This window comes from Mycobacterium innocens (assembly GCF_900566055.1).
Taxonomy (GTDB): domain Bacteria; phylum Actinomycetota; class Actinomycetes; order Mycobacteriales; family Mycobacteriaceae; genus Mycobacterium; species Mycobacterium innocens.
The window spans coordinates 1-20,774 of record NZ_UPHQ01000306.1 but is presented as its reverse complement, the minus strand read 5'-3'; the positions used below and the strand labels follow the sequence as shown (position 1 = coordinate 20,774).

Here is a 20,774-nt window from a genome sequence, read left to right as displayed (position 1 = left end):
CCGGCCACATCCAGCCGGGCCAGCATCGACCACACCGCAGCCAGATCCCCGAACTGCTTGTGCTGGCTACGGATCGGCTGCCCGGCCGGCGTCTCGGACAGCTTCGCCATCACCTCCTCCGCGCTGCCCAAATACTGCTGAGACACGATGCGCGGCTTGCCCTGCACTCGGGCCGATTCCACCAGGTAGTAATAGGTCTGCTTGCCGCGTCGCTTACCCACGATCGACGCCATATATGGGTAATACACTCCAAACCCACAAACCTCAAGCACCACAACACAAGACACGCCGCTCAACCACGAAGGCCGGAAACTCCCGCTAGGTGTCCCAGGATCGCGCCGGCGGGAGCGAACACGAACGCGAACACCACCGACAGTTTCGCGAACATGTTGACCCGCAGGCGATGTGCTGTCGGGGTGGGCGGCACGGTGAACACCGGCGGTCCGGCCGGTGCGCTACCGAATGGCGCGCCGCCAAAAGGATCATGGCCAAAAGGGTTGTGCCCAGACGGGTCCCGGTGAGGCGTCTTCATCGCGCGCTTCCCGTCATCCCCGGATCTTGTAGAGAACGTAGCTAACGACGTCCAACGCCACTTGGCGGGCGTGGTCAGTGGCGACGGAACTCGCGCGGACCTCGACGAACACATTGGTCTTGGCCGCGATAGCCCGTACGAAATGCACCGGCAACGATACAACCTCCAAGGTGACGACACCGCCGCCGGCATCGGCAGGAAGACCCATGGAAAACAGTACTTCGCGCCCGATATCGGCGTAGGTCGCATTCACGGGAGAGCCGTCGCACCGCCGCCACGCCGACTGCAGGTTCGTTGATTGTGTTTGAGCTGCCGTCGGGTGAGGGTCAATCGGTTCGAACTGGCGGATCGGCTCCTCAGCTCTCAGATTCGTATATCCGATGATGTTTCCGAGGTCTTGAAGGCTGGGCAACAGCCCATCCAAACCGGCCGGCGCCACCGTTGGGGGCGGGGGCGGCGGCGGTGGACGTTGCGGGCCCACAACACCGCGGTCGAACGGACTGGGTTCAATCGGCTTGTGCGCAACTGGGTTTGACAAGCGCTTAGCCGGGGATCTTGCCAAAGGTGGACTCGACCAAGGCCACGGCGGAGTGGCGTGCACGTGCAACGAACGTCGCCGCCACCACGAGGTCGATGACCACGTTGGCTTTGACGGCGATCGCGCGAATGTTGTACCACGACCTTCCTTGTGCCCGTATCTCCATAGTGGTGATGCCGTTGCCGGCATCGGCGGGCGCGCTCATGGAATATGTGATTGTCCGCCCGTCGGCCAACGTCGACTTGACGGTCAAGTCGCCGCATTGACGCCATATCGAGTGCAGCTTCGTCAACTGCGTTTGCGCCGAGGCCGCGTCGCGGAATGCGGTCACCGCCTCAATAACGACGAATTCATTGTTGGAGTCCAGTCGGTCGGGAAATTCAGATCCGTAGGTCCCGAGGACGGCTGGAAGATAGTAGGCGCCCTCGTAGGCGACGCTGTAGGCTTCCGAACACTCCGGGTGATCGGTCGGGCCATCGGTTGTGTCCGTATCGCGGCTGAGGCGGTGCAATGGCCGGCCGATCGCCAGGTTGTCGTCGCCAGTGATGGCTCTGATGTCGTCGAGGCTGGGCACTAACCCGGGCAGGTCACCGGTTGCCACGATGGGCGGCGTGGGCGCGGTGGCCGGTGCGGCGACCCGGGCCGGGGCGCTGTCAACCAGGGCGGCGCCCACGATCAGCGCGACCACCGCGACGACGATGAACACATACGACAACGTCAGCCCGATCAGAGCGCGGTCACGGCCACGTTGGCCGGTGCCGCGAATCTGCACCAAACCCAAGTGCCCCAGGATCGCGCCGGCGGGAGCGAAAACGAAGGCAAACGCCACTGATAACGTCGCCAACGTGTTGGCCTCGGCTCGCTGCCCGATCGGCGGCAGCGCCGCATGATGCATGCCAGCGGAACTTGCATGGACCGTGTTGGCATCAAACGGGTTGTGCCCGAACGGATTCGTCATGTCATTGACCCGGAATCGTGCCGAGACAGGCACTTTGAAACGCTCGCAGTGGTCTGCCTCCCGAGTGGGGGATCATGGCCGAATGCGGTCATCTGGTGGGCCTCCTTGGTCTGGATCATGGCGGTTCATGCGTGTCGGGCCGCCGGCGGCTAGAGCACGCCGAAACTCGAAGTGACCCAGCGGACCGGATCAGCACAACGGAAGGGAGCGATCCCTCGCACGTGTAAGCGCTGGCCGGTGGGTGGTTGCCCAAGCGACGACACCACGAAAAACCGGTGCCTTAACCGTGTTGGCGTGGAGGGGTTTTCGACTGCCGCGACCATCGAACCAGCGTTGAGCCGGACCAGCAGGCTACGCACCTCTTCGTGCAACAGCTGGCCGTCATGGTCGTCGTAGAGCGGGGCATCGGAAGTGTCACGCAGGTAGGCAGCGCCAGCGTTGGACATGATCATGGCCCACTCGGAGTTCTCGACATCGCGGAGTACCCGTAAGGCATCGAACTTCGACAAGATCACCGCCAGGCGTGGTTGTCCCGAACCGATGGCCATTATCACATTGTTGAGCACGGTTCGCGGGTCCCCGCCGCTGACCATCTGTGGGGGCAGCAGATCGTGCAACTGGTCTCGGATGGACTTGACCCGAAGTGGATCGAACATGAAGAACACCGCCTCGGCGTTGCTGAAGAACCGAAACGGCGGGTCATGCAGATCCCCGGACTCCAAGTCTTCCCCAGCGACGTCGCGCAACACCAGGTAACGCGGCAGTCCGTGCCAGAAGCCCAGACAAAAGATCAAGGGTTCGCGCTGAGTGGAGGTCTGAGTCAATACTGTCGGTGTGGGCGGCAGCAGCCCGCGTTGCACAAACAGGGGAGTTTCATAGTCGGTGGCGTACGCCGCGGCCGTTGCGCGGGTCGCGGGCTCCATGGCGTAGCCCAGCTGTTCGCAGAGCAACTGCAGCTGCTTGACCAATACCCCGATGTAGAGGCTTTTCCCGGTGGCGCGGGCACCGGCCATCGCGATGCAGTAGGCCTGACCGTCACGCCACCGGTCGGGCAGCGCGAAGTGGCATACCGGGCATATCTCGACGACGGGGCCTCGCAGCACCTGGCTGGCAACGTGCGTCGCCGGCGGCGGCCCTGCATATCCGGTTGGACGATTCCACTGGAATAACGCGCCGATGTCCGTCTTGGCCCCCACGAATGCAGAGGCGACCGCATCGTAGTAACGGGGCGAACCGCTGGTGGGCGCAGACGACCACATGTAGAGATTAGGGTCGAGAATGCCAAAGCACCGCGGGCATTTCGTCGGCGTCGCCCGGGAGGGTGCTGCGGTCATCTCAGCGCCTGGACCAGACCGGTGGTTATCACTCCGAGCAGCTCGAGGTCGGAAAGCAGCTCGTTCGCGGCGTCGCGGCCCGGCGGCGGCGCGGGTAGCCGGGGCCCGCCGACGCGGCGGTCATTGGACAGTGTGATCACCGCAAACCCATGCGGCACAACGCCGGCCGGAAAATCGGAGCATGCCACGGTGACCACCTCGGGCCGTAGGCGCGACCACCGCGCTCCGGCCGACCACCGGGGCGCGAATTGGCGTACCACATCGGCCAATCCGCTCGCTGGCACGGGCCCCGAGATTGCCTCGCCGCCGGGCCGTATTTCCGTGACGTCGTCACCGACCAGGACTGCCGCTACGTTGCGGATCCCGAGGGCGTCTGCCACGCCGACCACCACATCCGTGGCAGCCGCGGCGCTGCCATCGGCGAACCAAGGCCGCATCGACGCCGAACCGTTCAGCGCGACAACCAGTTCAGCGCCGGTCTTTGCGGTGTCGCGTCCGACGACCCGTCGCGCCGAGGTGCGCGCCGCAGCGGCCAGCGCACTGAGCGGTGTGTCGGCAACCGCACTGACAGCAACTTCGATGTAGTGACCGTGGGGTCGCAGCTCGGCGAATATCAGCGCGGAGTCGCCGCCGACGTCGATCGCGTCGAACAGCACCTGGACGGGGTCAACCTCGTGGGGGATGTCGTGTGCGATGGCGAGGTGCACGATCGTGCCTGCGGCGAATCGTGTTGAGCTGGCCGGCCGAACCGCGATGGTGACGGGGCCGGTGAGTTCGGGCAGCACGGCGTGGTGGGCGCTGGAGCGCCTGACGGCTTGAGCCGGTCCGGCCTGGACATCGAGGGCAGCGTCATGCACTGAACCGGCGATGGAGACCGATAGCGGTCCGGCGGGAATGTGGGCACGTTGGTTGCCGACGTTGAGCATGTAGATCGGCATCAGCGGTTCCTCCAGATCCGGGTCGCGATCGGCGGTCGAGCCTCAGCACGCTGCGCGAGCATCGCGTGCACCAGCTTGCGGTATCGGCGCGAGGGTGTTACTTCACGGTTATTGCCGGCCATCTGGACCATCGCGGTGAGGACCGCTTCTTCGTCGTCGTCGCTGAGGTGCCCCGCGGCAGCGACCGCGGCCGCTGCGTCGGCCAGCACGGAGTCGACGGCATCGGTGTTCGCCGCATCGGCCCGCAACAGGCTTGCCGCGAGAAGCGCTGTGGCTGTAACGATGTGGTCCTCGACGAGTGCCACCACTTCGTCTGCGGCCGCGGCGGCCACGTCCGGGTCGGCAGCCAACGTCCCGACCCGGGCAGGTCGTTGTTTTCCGGCAATAACGGCAACGGCAGCTACGGACGTCAGACGCACCGCGAAGTCCAGATGTACATAGTGCGCAGGGACCTTGGTCAGCGCGGCGTCCCACAACGGAGCGCAGGGCTGGTACTGACTGTCGAGGTAGCCGCGTCGCACCCACGAAGCCAGGTCGACTCTGCGCAACGCCGCGCACGCCACCGCGAGTTCATCGGAATTGACTGCGAGCACCTCGTCGGCCAAGCGGGCCAGCTCCTCGCTATCTGGTGCCCCCATCAGAGTAGGCAGCAACGCCGCACCGCCCAACCCGCCGCCGCCAGCCGCGAGTAGGTGTGCTGGGTTCCACACTCTCGCGGCGGCCACGTCGTCGCGCCGCGACGAGCCACTAGCCGCAAGCCACCACAACTGCGCGAAGGGATCCACCTCAGTCGCCGACTCGGTGCCGGCGCTGCGCTCCGCGCGGATCCCGCACACCGCGGCGCGGGTCCAGGTTGCGTCCCAGGGCTGGACGTCCACCAGCTCCTCCGGTGTCGGCATGACGCATCCCTCGGCAAACCAATCCAGCACGGCGTCGTGGACGGGTGTTTCACCGTCGCAGTGACCTGCGGTACGTAGGGTCGCGGCGGCGACGGCCACACGGGTTTCGGCGCCCAGCCGGTGGCTGAACCGGCGCGCCAACGTGGGCCCGGCGTACGGATCCGCGAACTGCGGGGCGACGTCCTCGACAAGTGCTCCGGTGAGGCGGTCGTCGTCGATGCCGGCGCGCATCAGCAGATCCGCCAGCTTGAGCACTCCTTGCGCGCCGCGGATGCGCGCCCGCTCCAGCGCCGGGCCTAACGCCGCTGCCAGTTGCGCGGGTACCGGTCGGTCCCGGTAGGTATGCGGGTTAGTCGGGATCGGTCCGATCTGATCCAGCCAGGTGTCGTCACTGAGCGCCCGGCACAGGTAGGTCAGTTCGGCGTACTCGCCGGCGGCACCGGGCAGGTGCTGCGAGGCGACCTGCCACGCGTCGGCAGTGGTGTTTCCCACCAGCGCCGACACTGCCTCGTCGACGAGGCGTCCGACCCGCGAGTCGGGATTCAGCCCGCCAGGTGAATGCGCGGCGATCACCGCGTGCGCCTCGGGGTGTGCGGCGGCGAAGGTGTCGTCTGCGGCAATTGTCACCGCCAGCGGCCAGGCCGGATGCAGTCCCCGATCGTCCGTTTGAGCGGCGTAGCGGTCCAGGTCGTCGAGCACGGCACGAGCCGAACGCGGATCGAGCAGCGCCTCCTGTGCCAGCACTGACCAGGCGGTGACCTCGATCTCCTGGCCCGCGGCAGTAAGGTGCGGTTGACCGCCCAATTCACCCAGCGACAGCGTCGCGGTCTCATCGATGGCGAGCATGTCGGCGGGTAGCCCGGTCAGATCGGTCACGGGCACCGCTGCCAGGTGCTGGCCGGCCACCAACGCCGGGCCGAGCTGATCGGCACGGTCGAAGGTGCTGAAGTTCAGTGTGCCCGCGGTTCCCACTGACATCAGGAAGCTCACCAAACCGATCCACTGGGCCGCGGACTCCGCTGATTCCACACCAAGGACCACCGGGATGCCACCGGCGAGCGCGGCGGCCACCGCGTCCAGCAACCCCAGCAGGATGGCCAGTCGCCATGTGGTGCTGTCCAGGGCGAACGCGATCACACTGTCCTTGGTCACGACCTGTCCAGCGCCGGGAGCTTCGGACGGCAGCACCGCGCGCCCGACTGCGGCGGCACCATATGGCCACAGCCACGACGGCGAGCGCCATCGCTGAATGGGCCGCAGCCGCGGCGAAGACTCGGGCTCTCGGTCCAGCAGAATATGGGCGAAGACGTTGCCCGGCCGCCCGGTGCTGTCGACGCCCGCTGGGGCACTGTGCCAATAGCCCGCTGCGTCCTCGGCCCACCGCCGGTAGGCCAACCGCCGTGGGGCTGCCTCTAACTGCTGCTGGGTCGGATAGTCCGGCAGCGCATCCACGGGCCGAAACGCGGTTCGTATCCCGGTCAGCAGCCACTGCGTTTCGGACGCCGACAGATCCCCGCTGGTTTGTTTGATCTGCCAGCCGCCCGCACTGCCGGCGCGGTCGAAGCAGGTGTAGGTCAGCTGGCCGTACCGGGCGCTCATGGCGTTATCACGCTCAGATGAAGGTTTCTGATGGGTGGGTCCAGTAACGCGATGGTGCGGAGTCGAGCCGCTGATGGCGCGTTGACGAACAACCTGATCCAGCCCCGCCGACCCCGAAGATCGGCGGCCCAGGCTTCCTCGGTACCCGTGGTGGTCAACGCATTCCACCGCAGTTCTTTCGAGCGGGTGGCCGCCAGGCGTCCCTGCGTATCCAGGGGTGCGACGTCGATGGCTTCTCCGTCGGTGTGCGACAAGGGAATTCGGTCTGGGTGGTTGATCAACACAAACGCCGGCGATCCAGGCAGGTCGTGTTCGGACCGCAGGTAGATCGTGGCGTGCGACGGCCGGCCCTCGTGGTCTCGGCCTAGCCGCACGGCATATTGCAACCGCAGCAGACCGGCGTATTCAATACTGCGAACGGCCCCCACGGACCGCCGACCAGCAGAGAAAGCCACTGGCACCAAATGCAACGAGCACCCGCCCACCGGGAGTTTGCCATTGGCCAGCTGCAGGCCACCGTACTTCTCGTACTGTTCCAGAGTGATCTCGAACGAGGTGCCGGTAAGGCCGTGGCGCGCGTCGTAGCCCTTCGGCGCCAAATACACCACCACCATCGCCGCGCCTTCGGGCCAGTCGAAGGTCAGTACCTGCTTGTTGCAGTACTCGGTCAGATCGACATCCCTGATGACACCGGTGCGCACGGAACCCAACGTGGTGCCCAGCAGCGCGCGACCCGCCATCAGGGTTACCGGTGTGAAATAGGCGCGACTCCAGCCGTCCGGCCAGGAAACGCCGGTCATCACCGACCGAGTTTGCCCAGGCGCGACCGCCGTGCCCGTGACCGGTTGGGTGAGCCGCAAATCGGGGGTCAGTCCGACCTGCTCGAGCGCCGCCTCAGCCAGCTCGACCGATTGGGCGCCAGCCATCGGACCGCTTTGGCCTCGGTAGATTGCCACCTGACCTACCGGCGGCGCCGTCCAACTCAGCTCGAAGATGCCGTCGGCGGTAGGGATAGCGGTCACCGACAAATCGGTGACCGGCGTCAAGACTGCGGCGATGTCGACTTCGGTGTCGACGGCCCCGGACAGTCGCAGCACCCCGTCCACGGGGACCGCGGCACGAACCCGATACACATAGCGTTGTCCCGGAGCGGCGTCGAGATCCACGAACCCGGCGAGATTGTCACGGTCGAGCAAGATGCGATGCTGGGGCCCCTCACGTTTGGCGTCGTGCGAGGGGATTCTGGAGACGAACACGGCGCTGACTGCTGCGGGAACGGTCCAGCTACCGATGACCCGGCCGCTGTCTTGCCGGACGACACAGTCCCGCACCGGGCTGACCACAACCCCCTCTGCGTGTTTGATCGGTTGGGCCGCAAGGGCTTCGGCTCGGGTCGCACCGACGTTGACCCACACCTGGTAGTAGCGCACAGCACCACTGCCGGGCGCCGTGTCGACCGCGCTGGTTACGGTCGTGGCCGCTACCAGCCGGGCTCGGTCCGGGGAATAGGGTGCGCTGTCCTCTTCGCTGACGAGCCGGTAGACCACGACGACGTCGCCGGTGTCTGCGGTTGGCGGATAGGGCGGCCATGCGAGTTCGTAACCCGCGACCTCCTGCGTGGCGTCGCCTCGGGACTTGGGGGTGATCGTAGCCGGTAGACCGGGCTGCTCCCCAAATGTGTACGCCGCGAAATCACCTGCGTGCAAAGCTGTTTCGTCGAGGCGTCCGCTAGTCGAAGCATCCTCTTTGGCGACATCGCTCTCGTCGGGCTCAACCGCAGCGAGCGGGGCCGGCGGGTGATCCGCGCCCCCGCCCTCCGCGGCAGACAACTCGGCGAGGAGCGCCGCCAAGTCCTCGGCGTGCTCGGCGACCGAACCGGGCAACATCGCCCGAATCTGCTCCACCTCAGTGCGCCCGGAGCGCAATATCAGCCGCAAGTGGGTTTCCTTGAAACGTGCCTGAGAGACGGCCCCGGAGTCGATCAGCCGCTGCCGCCAGCCGATCAAGGCGGTCAGGCGGGGATCGTCGGCGTCGGCGGCATGTCGCGGATCAGGCATGGCTAGAACACCAGATCCCCGCCGGGGGGCATATCGCGGCCCTCAACCGGGCTAATCATCGACGCCACCTCGTCGTCCAACCCTGCCAGAGCCGCGACCGGCGTCTCGAGCAGGATGAAATCGTAGGGCGCCAGCCCGTCGCTGGCTTGCACCACGACCGCCCGATACCCCAGACCGCTGCGAGCGACCACAGCGGTGTCGATGGCTACCGCGGCGCGACCCGCGGTGACAGCCGCGTCGGTGAACGCAGAACCGTCAAACGGAGCCGCACCTCCTGGGCGGTGGTCGACAACACCGGCGGCGAACTGATCGGCCGCGACATGGCGCCCAAGTCCGGGAACCAACACTGTGGCCGTCAGCGCAGCGCCGACACCGTCGTCCTCGGCGAACATCTGCTCGGCCCGACCCCACAACGCATCGGCACCGGTGGCCTGGACATGCCCAGCGGCCACCGCGGCCGACCACTGGTCCAGGCCAGAGGATGTGCGGACTCCTGGCATGCGGTAAAGCATCTCGGGTTCCTCACGCAGCCGCGCGGCGGCCTGGCTGAGCAGGTCGTGCCACGGCTGGGTCAGCCAGCCCAACGAGTAGAGGCGCCGCTGGATGGCGTGGGCCGCGTCACCGGCTTGGTCGGCACTGGGATCGGCGACCCCGATCTGGGTACAGCGCGGCAGGCCGCCGGCGATCAATGGCGCGACGCCGCAACCGGTTGGGGCGAGCCCGAACGGGGCGCGCAATACCGGTCCCAGTGCGCGGCACCACGAGAGGTACTGGCCATACCCGGTCGACAAGCGGCTCACGTCCTGCAGTGCGGTGCACAGATTAGCCCGCATCAACTGCAGCTGGTTCTGCTGGGACTTGCGCAGGTTCATCAGCGTGAACAGGTCGCGTTGCACGAACAAGAACAGCGCCAGCGATACCAGGACATAGAGCCCGAGCAGGACTGCGCCGGTGATCAACGCATACTCCCAACTCGCCACCCCGACCGCCGCGACCCCGGCCAGCACGACGAGCACCCCGAGCGTCGCCCAGGTCATCGTGGCCAGGATCGTGCTGATCGCCTGTTGCCGCGCACGCATCCGCTCGTCGACCGATATCTCGCCCGCGGACCGCTGAATCTGTTCGGCCAGTTGCGCGACCTCGGTGCGGGCCCGATGCAGGAAATCGGCGAGGATCGTCCCCACGTGCCACGCGTAGCTCTGCGACGCGCGCCGCTGCCAACTGTCCAGCTCGGTCGCCGCCCCACGCGCCTCCACCCCGGCAGCGGGGTCGGAATAGGCGTGCTGGAGCCGCTGACGCAGATCGGCCACGCCGAGCACATCAGCGGGCTCCAACTCGCTCACCCCGATCACCGCCGCCAGCGACGTTGGGATTGACTTGAACCGGTCAGCGCGGCTGGGGACAACGTCGGCGGCGTGGGCGAGGACACCGACGCCCGAGCCAACTTGGATGGGTTCGAGTCCCTTGCTACGCCGTCCTCCGTCGGCCAAGGTGAGTGCGCCGTTGACGAAATCGGTCCACAACGGGCTGAGATCCTGCTGGGCCACCTGGGCGCCAGCCGCCGATCCGCCGATGGCCGCATTTAGGGTGTCGGCGTTGCGGCCGACATCTTGCCAGTCAGCGACCTGACTGCTGGTGACTACCGCGAAGGCCGATTCCCTGCCGCCGAAGACGGTGCCTTGCACCGTCGAGGCCAACACTGACGACACCGAGCCCTTGACCGCGGCCAGCCACGCCGACGGTGCGTTGCGCAAGGCTCCCCCCATGAACCGGAAGAACATCTTCAGTGCGACCCAGATCGAAATCGCTTGTACGGCAACATCACCGACGTCAAGGCGCGGCCCGCGGAGCATATCGCGATGTTTGGTCCACAGCGCGCGGGCCATCGTTTGGGTGGCCGCTGCTACGTCGTCGACGTAGAGCACCGGCAGCTGCCCTCCACGCGGCAGCGGCAGGCGCCCGGCCGGGTCGAACAACTGCGCACGCAGCCGTGTCTCTACCTCCGCGGTGTCAAGGCTGCGGTAGAACGCCCGCACCGCGCGCACTGTTTGACCAGGCAGGATCTCGACGGTGTCGAATGGGGTCTGCGCTACCCCGGCCCACAAGCCGGCGACGGCGGCAACGACCGGCGCCGCCCGCTGGGCCAGGTCCAGCGGTTCAGCCAGATCCCCCCACGCGACTGCCCCCAATCCCGGCCCTGGTGAGTCTTCCGGCGCGACCAGCAGGTTGTGCCAGCCCTCGACGACCACCGACGCGCCAGGCGGGCTGGGCGTGGCTGCACCGCTGGTGAGCAGCAGCCGCAGCAGCGTCACCCGCGCTCCCCTGGCGGTGGTTCTGGCGACCTGTTCCACAAATTGTTCGGCGGCCAGCGGCACCCGCTGGTCGGCCGGAATGTGCAGCGGCACCAACACCGTCACCCGAACCCGGTCGTAGCGATCTGCGCTGAGAATCTGTTGCAGCACAACGGGTTCGCACCGCCCGTCACGGACCATCGTGGCAGCGGTGGCAGGGCCGTCGGCATCGCCGGCGTTGACCCAGGCGAAGAGGCCCAGCAGCCCGGCAGCGGAGTAGTCGACCAGGACACCAATAAGTTCGTCGGTGTGCTGTGCAGGCGCCACCAGCACAGTCAGCGCGCGGGACTCATCGAGGGACACCGTCATGGCTAGAACGTCCCGCCTTCGGGGATGACGACGGGTGCACCCGCATCGTGCAGTGGTGAGCCCGTCGCGCCAGCACCGGCCGCGAGGACCTCGGCTTCCCGCTGCACACGTTTGATCAGCGCACCAGTCGCCCAGTACACGTCGGGAGCCAGGTCGCGGAAGATCGGGGTGCTCGACGCTGTCGTCCGGGTGGGCACGGTGGTGAACGCCCCTCCCGGGGCGGCTCCGGGCATGTCGGATGGGAGATATTGAGCGGCCACGTCGCGGATCGTGGTCAACCACTCTTCCGCTGCCGCTGCCCTGTCGTCGGCGGTGCGGGCTTCGGCGAGCCCGGGCACCCGCGAGACCACACCCGGCGTGGTCGGCCCCGCCCGCAGGAACTCGCGCACCAGTTCAGCGGCGGACAGCGCGACGATTCCGCTGGCGGGTTGTTGCGAGTGGGCGTCGTAGAGTTCCCGCAGCACGATGTAGGGGCGTAAGGACCGCATCACCGGCGGCTCATGGGACTGCGCGATGGCCAGCAGGATCGACTCCAGCACAGCCGGCAGCCAGTCATACGGTGCATGGAACGCCGACGGCGGCGTCAGCAGCGGGTGAGGGAAGTTCAGCCACTGCCCGCTCTCAGCGTCGTAAATGCGTACTGGCTCGGTGAACGGTGAGGCGGGGATTTGGATGCGGCCCAACAGCTGACCCACAAACCAGCCACCCGCCATGGCGCGTCGTTGGTCGTCAGTCATCGGCAGCGACGCCGGGAGCGGCCGTGAGCGCCGGTACCGCCAAAAGGCGCTCCTGCCCGGCCCGGCAGTCTGCGCCCACTGCTGGGCGGCCGGCTTGAGCACGGAATCGAACGCCAACGGCGCGTAGTTGGGATACGACCCGAAGATGTCGATACGGGTCACGCCGTCCTCATCGGACAATGACCGCGCGTAGTTGTCCTTGGTCGCCTGGTCGATCCGCGGATTGTTACGCAGCACTTCCAGAAGTTCCCGATCGACGGGCTGTCCGGCGAAGGGGATGTCGGAAAACTTGTACCGGTACTCGGTCTGCTGCCCTGGATGCACCCGCTGCAGAGCTTGGTCGTTGACACTGGCCAGCGGCCGTGCAAGCGACAACGCTTCGGCGAACTTGGTCGCGATGTCGCGGCGGCGCGCCACCAATTCCGATTCCGAGGCTCCCACGCCCTGGACGAAGTCGCGCAGCGATACCTTGCAGAATTGCTCGAACGACTCACCGGGCCGCTCGACGTAAAGCCGCGCCCGGCGCAGCAGCTCGGCTGGCCGGGTGTGGATGTCGAACTGCGCCATCGATGGCACCCGCGCGCGACCAGTGTCGGGATCTGTGCCCAGCGCCCGAGTAACCCAGGTGGCGGTGGGTTCGATGAGCCCGCCGGGTGCGGCCACACCCCCGGTGGTCTGCCACTCCCCCACGATGACTCGCGTGGTCGCCTCGTCGATCGCCGACTGTAAGGGAATCATTGCGTTGGCGCCGGCCACCGCTTTGGGTAGGTCGGCCTCGTACCGTTGCTTGAATGCCGTCGAATTGATCAGCAGCACTTCGTTGTTGGCCTCGGCGAACCGGCCGGGCACCAATTCGTCGGCGTCCGCGGGCCAGGCCGCGTATTGGTCGGTGGCCAGCCGGGCGAGTCCGACATCGGTCGGCGGCTCCGTGCGGGCTATCTCCAGCTGAATCATCGCCTCGCTGAGACGCTCGCGCAGCGGCACCAGCAGTTCGGCGCCCGCCACACGCATGACATCGGCCATTCGGGAGGCCGCGTCGGCGAACAGCTGTCGACGCACCGTCGCGCGGAACCCGTCCAGCACTGCCGCCAGCACCTGGTCGGTGTTGGTCATCACCCCGCGCAGCGCCCGCAGTGAGGCGTCCACCTGCGCAGAGATGGCCACGATGTCCGGCGGCCCCATGGATCCCAGTTGGGCCACCCCGGGCGCCAACTGGTCATCGATGTGGCGGCGCAGCTGATCGACCAGTTCCCGGGTGAACGGCAACCCCAGCGTGGCGATCCCCGCGGCGACCGCCCGTTCCAGGCGGTCCGCAAAGTCGCGGTGCCACTGGAAGACCATGGCGTAGGCCGCGTCGGCGCAGGCCCGGGTCAGCTCGGCGCGCCGGTTGAGCACCGCTTGGCGCAAGGTCGGCACCCATTGTTCGGCGGTCACCCCCTCCGGGTTGGGCAGGTGGCTGCGTAGTTGACGGTCGATGAGCCCGTTGACGGTGGTGGCGACGGTTTCGGCGGGAAAGGCCTCGGTGCCGACCCAACGGCCCAGCTGGCTCACCTTGGTCTGGTCGTCGCTGGCGCTGGGCGGGATCCCCAATTCGGCGCACACCGAGGTCCATTGGCTGGACAGCAGAGCGTCCAGTTGCTCGATGCTCGATGCCGGATTGCCCTTTTGCAAGTGCCCGTCGAGCAGTTTGTCCACACAGCTACGTGCCAACCGCTGCGCGGCGTACTCGGCGTAACGGTCGCGGCCCATGCTCAAACTGGAGAATCCGTAGGTGCCCCACGGCAGCACGTCCCATGAGGAGATGCCCCAGCCCATCAGGTCACGGTCGCCCACCGGCGATGCGGTGTTACCCAAGTCGTAAGCGACGAACTGGTCGCTGGCCCGGCCACTCATCATCAAGCCCGCCAGCCCCCGAGCCAGCCCGCGGTACACGGCGTACTGCGAGCCGTCGCCGAATAGGGTGCGGTCAGCACCGATATAGCGGCCCACCGGGAACACCCGGGCGAATGGAATCGGTTCGCCTTCACCGTGGTGATGGCCCAACGCGCGCAAGATCCGTACGTCGTGCTCACGGGCCGCACCAGCCTGGCTGGCCACGATTTCTCCCAGCATCGCCAGCGCATTGGCCCGCACACCGATGATGGCGCTCTGCGGCAAGGAATCGAAGATGTCCGGAGTCACCATGAAAACCCCCATCAATCGGGGATCGAGACCACTGACCAGGGTGAGCAGGCGGCACACGTCCAGCGCCATCGACGCGCCCGCTCCGCCGGCCATCGACGACACCACCAGCACCAGTGGTGGATCGTTGGGGTCGAAGCGACCCATACCGGGCACGTCCAGCGTCGACATCTCCGAAATGGTTTCGACGCGGAAGAGCATGTCCCAGGCCGCCTGCAGACGGCCGTAAATTTCGGCGGCCTTGCTGAGCGTGATCATTCGGCCGATGGCCCGGTACTGCCCTGCGCCTGCCGAGATCGGGATCGACACCTCCTGAGGGTTGCGCGGCGCCCAGGTGGCGATGGTGTCCAACGCCGCTTCTGCCGCCAGCCTCTGCGACAGGGCGCCGTCGAGGACGGTGTAGCTGCTGCCCTGCGGTCCGCAGCCGACATAGCTGCCCCCTTGCCCGGGTACGTTCGCCAACCCTTCCGGCCCGGACTCCGCGGCACTGGGCACGTCGATGTGGACGAATTGCCAACCGGCCAGCAACTTTTCGACTCCGGCGCTGTGCAGCTCGGAGCGCAGCTGGTCCATGATGAGTGCCAGCGTCGCCCCGCCGGAGCCGCCGCAGCCCACTACCAGGAAACGTCGCATCAGGCTCCCTCTCCGAACGGGTCGAATGGATCTGGATCAAATCGGTAGGCCGGCTGCGTCGCTTCGGAGGGCGGCGGGTCAGCTCCACCGTCATCATGTCCGCCGCCGCGCGAAGAGCCTCCAGCCAGCGGCTGGACTTGGATGGGTATCGGGCGCTCAAGCGTAGGCGCCTCGTGGAAGCTGGGGGGTACCGGCGTGCTGCCGATGGGACTTGGCGCGCTGGTGTGAGTCGGCCAGGCAGGAGACGTCACGCCCGTCGGGGCGGCCTCGGCGCCGCCGAAGGGGTCGTACCCGCTCTGCTGGGCGACGGTGGCATCACCGAATGGAGAGGCAACCCCACCCGGCGCGGCGGATATCGACGCCACGCCAGCGTGGACCGCGCGCAGCCGCAGCCCGGTGAGCAGTTCGGGCAGTCGTTGAGCGATATCTTCGTAGAGTCGCTCGCGCGCGGTGGTATCGGTGGTTCCGGACACCAGCAGCAGCACCTCAGCAGTGTTCTCCGGCCCCCGGGGGTCGTGCAGCAGCACCCAGGTGTTGTGCACTGCCAAAGGCAGCACCGCGCTCAGCCCGGTCTTGTCCGACCCGGGGAGTTGAGAGCCGACGCTGACCAGCCCGTGAGCGTCGACGATCACTTGTCCGGCACCAAAGGGGCTGCGCCCCATTGCGACAGATAGGTCCACACCGCGCACTGACAGATGGCGGGTTCCGCCGCGGGGCAGGCCGGGAACGGGCTGCACCAAGTCGGTGTCGGCGATCGCGAAGGGTTCACCGTCGCGCAGCACCGTTTCGTCCTCGACCTCAACGGGGATACGTTCGGCCAGCAGCGGGTTGTCCGGGATCTTGCTGACCCACCACTTGGAGACATACAGCAAGGCCAGCGGGATTCCCGGGCCCAGCAACAGGGCGGCGATCAGCACCAGGACGAAGTTGGTGGTATTGAGCGGGTTGATCAGCGACGCCGTGAACGGCACCCGCACCAGCTGCGCGTCGTTGGGATTGTCGAGCGCTGAAACATGCACCGGGACAGTGCCATTCAGCCCGCCATGGCCGTTGTGGTCGGTACGCAGGGTGACAGACAGTTGCGCGGTCTGTCCGGCCTGCACCGCAAGGCAGTGCTGGGCCGAGTTCGCCGGAGAGCTGATATGTGCGGTGCCGATGCCGTCCGGGGCGCCCGCCACTGTCGGGGCATCGGTGTCACCGATCCACACGCAGCCGGGGCCGGTGATGTTCAAGGCCGCGGTGACGCCCTTGGCTGCCTCGACCGTGCCGAAGTCGATGCGCTCTGCCGGAGTGGGCAGACCGAGTTTCGGCAGGAGCTGAATCTGCACGTCGACCTGTTGTGGGGACAACTGCGTGCCGGCGACCGGAGCTCCGGTCTGGTCGGTCGTGGCCGCGGTGGTGATCACCAGCGACATCCGCAGCATCGCGTGGCCCGGGTTGACTTTCGTCAGGTCGGCAGCCACCGGTGTGGCGATCTGATCCTTGCCCACCGACGTCAGGAGCGGGATGGGCGCGGCGCCATCGGGTGCCAATGCCGCCGACATGGTGGCCGAACCGGCCAAGTCGGTCGGCATCACCGGCTTGCCCTGGCCGTCGACCAGGCCGAAGGTCAGCCCGTTGACGAGTTGGCCGCTGCGCCAGGCGATTTTGTCAGCACCGACGAGTGCCGGGAAGATGTCGGTGGTGATGTGAATGCTGACCTTGGACACCGCGTCGGGATGCTGGCCGGTGGTGTCGACGTAGACGATTGCCCACTGGCCGGTCCAGTGCTCGACGTTGCTATTGTGCAGCGTGATGGTTTGCGCCGATTCGGATTGCCATTGATAGGTCACCGGAACCCCGTCAAGGTCCGCGGCGACCTTGCCGTCCTTCTTGGGCAGCGGCAGCGTCTGCCCGGAGGGCGCGACGAGGTAGGGTTCCACACCCGGCACGCCCCCTGAACCGAGGATGTTCACCTCTTTGATGGATCGGTCCAGCACGAAGTTGTGACGCGCTTCCGGGCACACCGTGATCTGGCACACCCCGCCCTGGTCGTTGACTCCGGGATTGGGGTTGAGGGCGTCGAACGCGAAGAGCATGTCGTCGATGTTGGAGACGGGAAAGAAGTCGCCCGGGACCGGATCGGTGATGGCGCCGCACGTCATCCCCTGCAACCCCTTCCCGGTGCTGATCGCCGACATCACGTCGAAGTCACCGGGAGTTTGGTTGGCGCCCAAGCCGATTCCCAGCATGATGATGTTGCTCGACCGTAGCTGATCAGCCAGACCGCTTGGGCGGCAGATGGATTGCACCGCTTTCTGGGTGATCTCGGCGACAGCGTTCGGCGAGTCCAACCGCACTCCGTCGGCGTACGGCTTGGTGGCCGGGCGGGCGGTGAAGTCGATTTTGCCGTCGGAGAACCAGGCGATGGCCTGGCATCCCGGGGCTTTGTCGGGTCCGGGGCCGCGCGTGGACAGCGCTTGCCGAGCGCCGTCGAGGGCCACCCAGTAGTCGGTGTCGATGCCGGTGTTCTTCTGCGCAATGGGGTCTAACGATGCACTCACACGGTCAGCTGAGGAGCCGGTGAGCTGTGTCCAATCATGTTCGAGGACATAAGAATCGGAGAATCCCGCGACCGCGACGTCGAGCTTGGCCTGCACCCGGTCGGCGTACTTGCCCAGTGTCTGCAGCAGGTAGCGGGCGGCCTGCACCCGCGCGGCCTTGGGGTCCGTTTGTTGCAAACTGCTCGACTCGTCGAAGAGCAGCAGCAGATCGCCGGCCTTCTGCGCGGCAAGGCACGCACCGAACCTGCTCGCACCTGCGGCGCCGGTCGCCGACGCTGAACCCGCCCAGCCGGCCAAGGTCACGACAGCGACCAGGACCGCGGTCGCGGCGACGCGCACCGAAACCGCAAACACCCTGCGGCATCCGATAACCCGAGAAGTACCGACCACTACATCGTCCCCGCCCACAGCGCGATCTGCCATGCTCCGACGGCTATCCCGAGCAGGCACACGGCCAGCACCCCCCAGTACAGCGTCGAGGTCCAGGTGGGCGCCGAGTAGACGGCCTCGGTGCGGCGCCGCGTGTCGACCCGGCTGAAGATCGCCAAGGCGCCAATGGCGAAAGGCCCGGCCAGCAGCCATCCTCCGAGGGCGGTCGCAATCATCGGTCCGGTCAGCGCGCTGATCCCGGCCAGCGCCACGCCGACGATCGCCAGTGCGAAAGCCACTCCGAACCAGGCCAGCGGGGGGCCGGCTGTGGTAAGGGTCCCCGTGCCCATGGCGCTGGCGGTCAGCTGGCCGAACGTATCGCGCCGGGCTGCCGGGTCGGATGTGGTTGTGCCGCTGCTGCCGAACGCGTCACCGGGAGTTGATGCCTCCGCGGGTGCCGCCGACCCGGATTGGTTGCGCCATGGGTCGAATCCGGTCGAGAACATGTTCCCGCCCGGCGTCGAGGGAGTGACGCCGGAGCGCTGTTGCGGACCGAAGTCATTGAAGTCAAACAGATTTGACGATGCCATCGGTTAGCCTCCCGACTCTGTCGGCGCAGCCGCCCGGCGCTCAGGGTTTGTGTACTCAAACATGAGACCTCAGTAGGGATTCAAGCAGATCGCAAACGAATGGTCTGGTGGGGCGGCCACGTACACCGACCGGCATTGGGCGCTGGACCCTACCCGGGCCGACACCGTGTACACACCTTCGCGGTGTTCGCAGTCGACTTTGAACAGGTCCAGCGCCTCATTGTCCGAAGTGCTTCGCACCTGGACTTCCACGCACGTGCCCACGGGCACGTTCGCCAAGTCGACCTTTATCCGACGCGGGGTGGTCCGCGGCGCGACGGACGTGATCACCGACCGCGACGGCGCCCGGGTTGGATGGCTCGTTGCCGACGCGTCGACGGCCGTCGACGCGCGAGTACCCCACCACACGCCAACGAAAATCAGCACCAGACACATCAGGTAGCCGATCACCAGGCCGGCGATCGCCGCGCCTCGCCCCCGTTCGCCGGTGCGTTTGATCTGTGGTAGCGCGAGATGTCCGAGCGCGATTCCCGCAGGTGGAACGATCACACTCACGATCGGCGAGAGCACGGCCAGCGTATTGTAGTCGCCGCGCGGCGGGGGTCCACCGAAAGGCGGGCCAGGCCAGTATTCGCCCGCGCTGCGTGGCGCGGTAGGTGACGTCGGCGGTGGCGGTGCGCCGAAGGGGTCGCCCGGCGGCGGCCCGAACGGATCAGCTCCGGAGTACATCAACCCACCTCACCGTCCACGACGTTATGCCAGTGAGCCAACCAGGAGCGTGTTGCGCCACGCGACGCTTGTATCGACGGCACCATGTCAACCCTTGAAGTCGGCTATGCACGCAAAGATCGTCTTATTACGGTTCCACAGCTCCGACCTGGTGTTGCAGGAGTCGGTGGAAAGAAGCTGCAGAACCTGCAGCACACCGTCGCGCACCTGGCAGGCCGTGGGATAGATGAGGGCCAAATCGGCGTTGCGCTCAGCCGGGTCGGGAGCTTGTTGCTGCACCTCGATGCAGTCACCAACCCGAAGCTCGTCGACGGTGACGCTTGGACGCTTTGCGGGCGGCGGGGTGATCACCGTCGTGCGCGGTGGGGGTGGGCTCGCCTGAACGGTGGTGCTGGGCGCCTTGACTGATCCCGCGCTGGAACGTGAACCGTCACCGGTCGCCAGCCACACCACCAGCCCGATCACCGCGAACGCGATGACCATGTAGGAGATGGTGATTCCGATGATGGCGCGCTCGCGGCCTGGCTGGTGACGTTGGCGCAGTTGCGACAAAGCGACGTGGCCCATCGCCGCCCCGGCCGGGGCGAAGACAAACGCGAACACGACCGACAATGTGGCCAACGTATTGGTCTCGGCGTGTGCGGGCCGCGTCGGGAAAACCGCGGGTCCAGCTCCCGGCTGCGTGGCAAAGCCTTGCGCAGGAGCCTGCCCGCCGAACGGATCAGCGCTGAACGGGTCTCCATGTGTCATGCAGGTGCCTCGCTGTCATGCTGTTCGTCAATCCTTGCCGGTGGTCCGCGGCGAACGGTCATTGTCAAATCTTGCCCCGCAGCGGGTAGGTGACGCGAGTCAGCTCCGGCACTGCCGCGTCCCGCTGGCGCCGTAGATGTAATCGGGGCAGCGGTTGATCAGGAGAACGGATCATGGTCGGGCTCCTCCGCCGGCATCCCTGCTGATGGCGGGTGGGTGCCGGCCAGGGGTGGTGAAGGAGTCCACGCTGGTTGCGGTGTTGCGGGCCGGGTGAAGTAGGCATTTGACGCCGGCAGGGCCAGCAAGACCGCGGAGGCGACCGCGACGACGACCGTCGCCGCGGCACCCAGGCGCGCGAGCTGGGCGAACCACGTCACCGAGCTGCCCGGCTCGACGATCAAGACCGCCACCGCCGCGCACGCCGCCAGCCCGCACACCAGCCACGTCATTGTCCGGGCCCAACGGTGACCACGCTCATCCAGCACGCCTAGTCCGACGACGATCGCGGCGACGACGACTGCCGCCACGGCCACCGCAACGAGCACCGGGCCGGATGCGCTGTGTCGCGAGCGGAAATCCGCCAGCCCTATCAGCGCCGCGATCGCGGTGGCCGCCAGTACCGCCGCCACCCCGACAAATAGGTAGCTGCCCCAATAGACCGTGGTCGGCGACTCCGGTGATGCTGCGGGCACAGCCGGCACCGGCGGGGGTGGTAGATCTGAGGGGC

The 20,774-nt window shown here is 66.9% G+C and carries 14 protein-coding genes and 1 pseudogene; all 15 read right to left on the bottom strand.

What is annotated here, in order from left to right:
- Positions 1 to 233 (bottom strand): annotated as a pseudogene (locus EET03_RS28340) (IS1634 family transposase); the annotation flags it as partial.
- Positions 234 to 292: 59 nt separating this feature from the next.
- Positions 293 to 532: a hypothetical protein gene (locus tag EET03_RS29945; protein WP_136625776.1), complete on the bottom strand. Its 240-nt coding sequence runs from the start codon at positions 530 to 532 to the stop codon at positions 293 to 295.
- 13 nt (positions 533 to 545) lie between these two features.
- Positions 546 to 971 carry a sensor domain-containing protein gene (locus tag EET03_RS28335; RefSeq protein WP_075544875.1) on the bottom strand — a complete coding sequence of 142 codons (426 nt, stop codon included), beginning with the start codon at positions 969 to 971 and terminating at the stop codon, positions 546 to 548.
- 103 nt (positions 972 to 1,074) lie between these two features.
- A complete protein-coding gene (locus EET03_RS28330; protein WP_075544874.1) occupies positions 1,075 to 2,028 on the bottom strand; it encodes a sensor domain-containing protein in 954 nt (317 codons plus the stop codon).
- A gap of 149 nt (positions 2,029 to 2,177) precedes the next feature.
- A complete protein-coding gene (locus tag EET03_RS28325) occupies positions 2,178 to 3,362 on the bottom strand; it encodes a hypothetical protein (RefSeq protein ID WP_075544873.1) in 1,185 nt (394 codons plus the stop codon).
- Positions 3,359 to 4,300, bottom strand: coding sequence for a hypothetical protein (locus EET03_RS28320; RefSeq protein WP_075544872.1), 942 nt, complete (start codon positions 4,298 to 4,300; stop codon positions 3,359 to 3,361). Before EET03_RS28320 ends, EET03_RS28325 begins: the two co-directional genes overlap by 4 nt.
- The gene (locus EET03_RS28315) at positions 4,300 to 6,798 is read right to left on the bottom strand and encodes a GAP1-N2 domain-containing protein (protein ID WP_075544871.1); all 2,499 of its coding nucleotides are present in this window, start codon (positions 6,796 to 6,798) and stop codon (positions 4,300 to 4,302) included. Before EET03_RS28315 ends, EET03_RS28320 begins: the two co-directional genes overlap by 1 nt.
- Positions 6,795 to 8,855, bottom strand: coding sequence for a SaeA-related protein (locus EET03_RS28310; protein ID WP_075544870.1), 2,061 nt, complete (start codon positions 8,853 to 8,855; stop codon positions 6,795 to 6,797). Before EET03_RS28310 ends, EET03_RS28315 begins: the two co-directional genes overlap by 4 nt.
- Positions 8,856 to 8,857: 2 nt before the next feature.
- A complete protein-coding gene (locus EET03_RS28305; protein WP_075544869.1) occupies positions 8,858 to 11,515 on the bottom strand; it encodes a hypothetical protein in 2,658 nt (885 codons plus the stop codon).
- A 2-nt stretch (positions 11,516 to 11,517) separates the two neighbouring features.
- Positions 11,518 to 15,066 (bottom strand): tubulin-like doman-containing protein, encoded by a 3,549-nt coding sequence (locus tag EET03_RS28300; RefSeq protein ID WP_075544868.1) that lies wholly within the window; start codon positions 15,064 to 15,066, stop codon positions 11,518 to 11,520.
- Positions 15,066 to 17,963, bottom strand: a complete 2,898-nt coding sequence (locus tag EET03_RS28295; RefSeq protein ID WP_244232580.1) for a vWA domain-containing protein — start codon at positions 17,961 to 17,963, stop codon at positions 15,066 to 15,068. Before EET03_RS28295 ends, EET03_RS28300 begins: the two co-directional genes overlap by 1 nt.
- Before the next feature lie 35 nt (positions 17,964 to 17,998).
- Entirely contained in the window at positions 17,999 to 18,568 is a 570-nt protein-coding gene (locus EET03_RS28290) for a hypothetical protein (protein WP_075544867.1), read from the bottom strand.
- A gap of 69 nt (positions 18,569 to 18,637) precedes the next feature.
- Positions 18,638 to 19,297, bottom strand: coding sequence for a DUF4190 domain-containing protein (locus tag EET03_RS28285; RefSeq protein WP_075544866.1), 660 nt, complete (start codon positions 19,295 to 19,297; stop codon positions 18,638 to 18,640).
- Between the two features lie 87 nt (positions 19,298 to 19,384).
- A complete protein-coding gene (locus EET03_RS28280; RefSeq protein ID WP_075544865.1) occupies positions 19,385 to 20,047 on the bottom strand; it encodes a DUF4190 domain-containing protein in 663 nt (220 codons plus the stop codon).
- Positions 20,048 to 20,205: 158 nt separating this feature from the next.
- Positions 20,206 to 20,774: hypothetical protein (locus tag EET03_RS28275; protein ID WP_208649155.1), on the bottom strand; the 569-nt coding region annotated here is incomplete at its 5' end.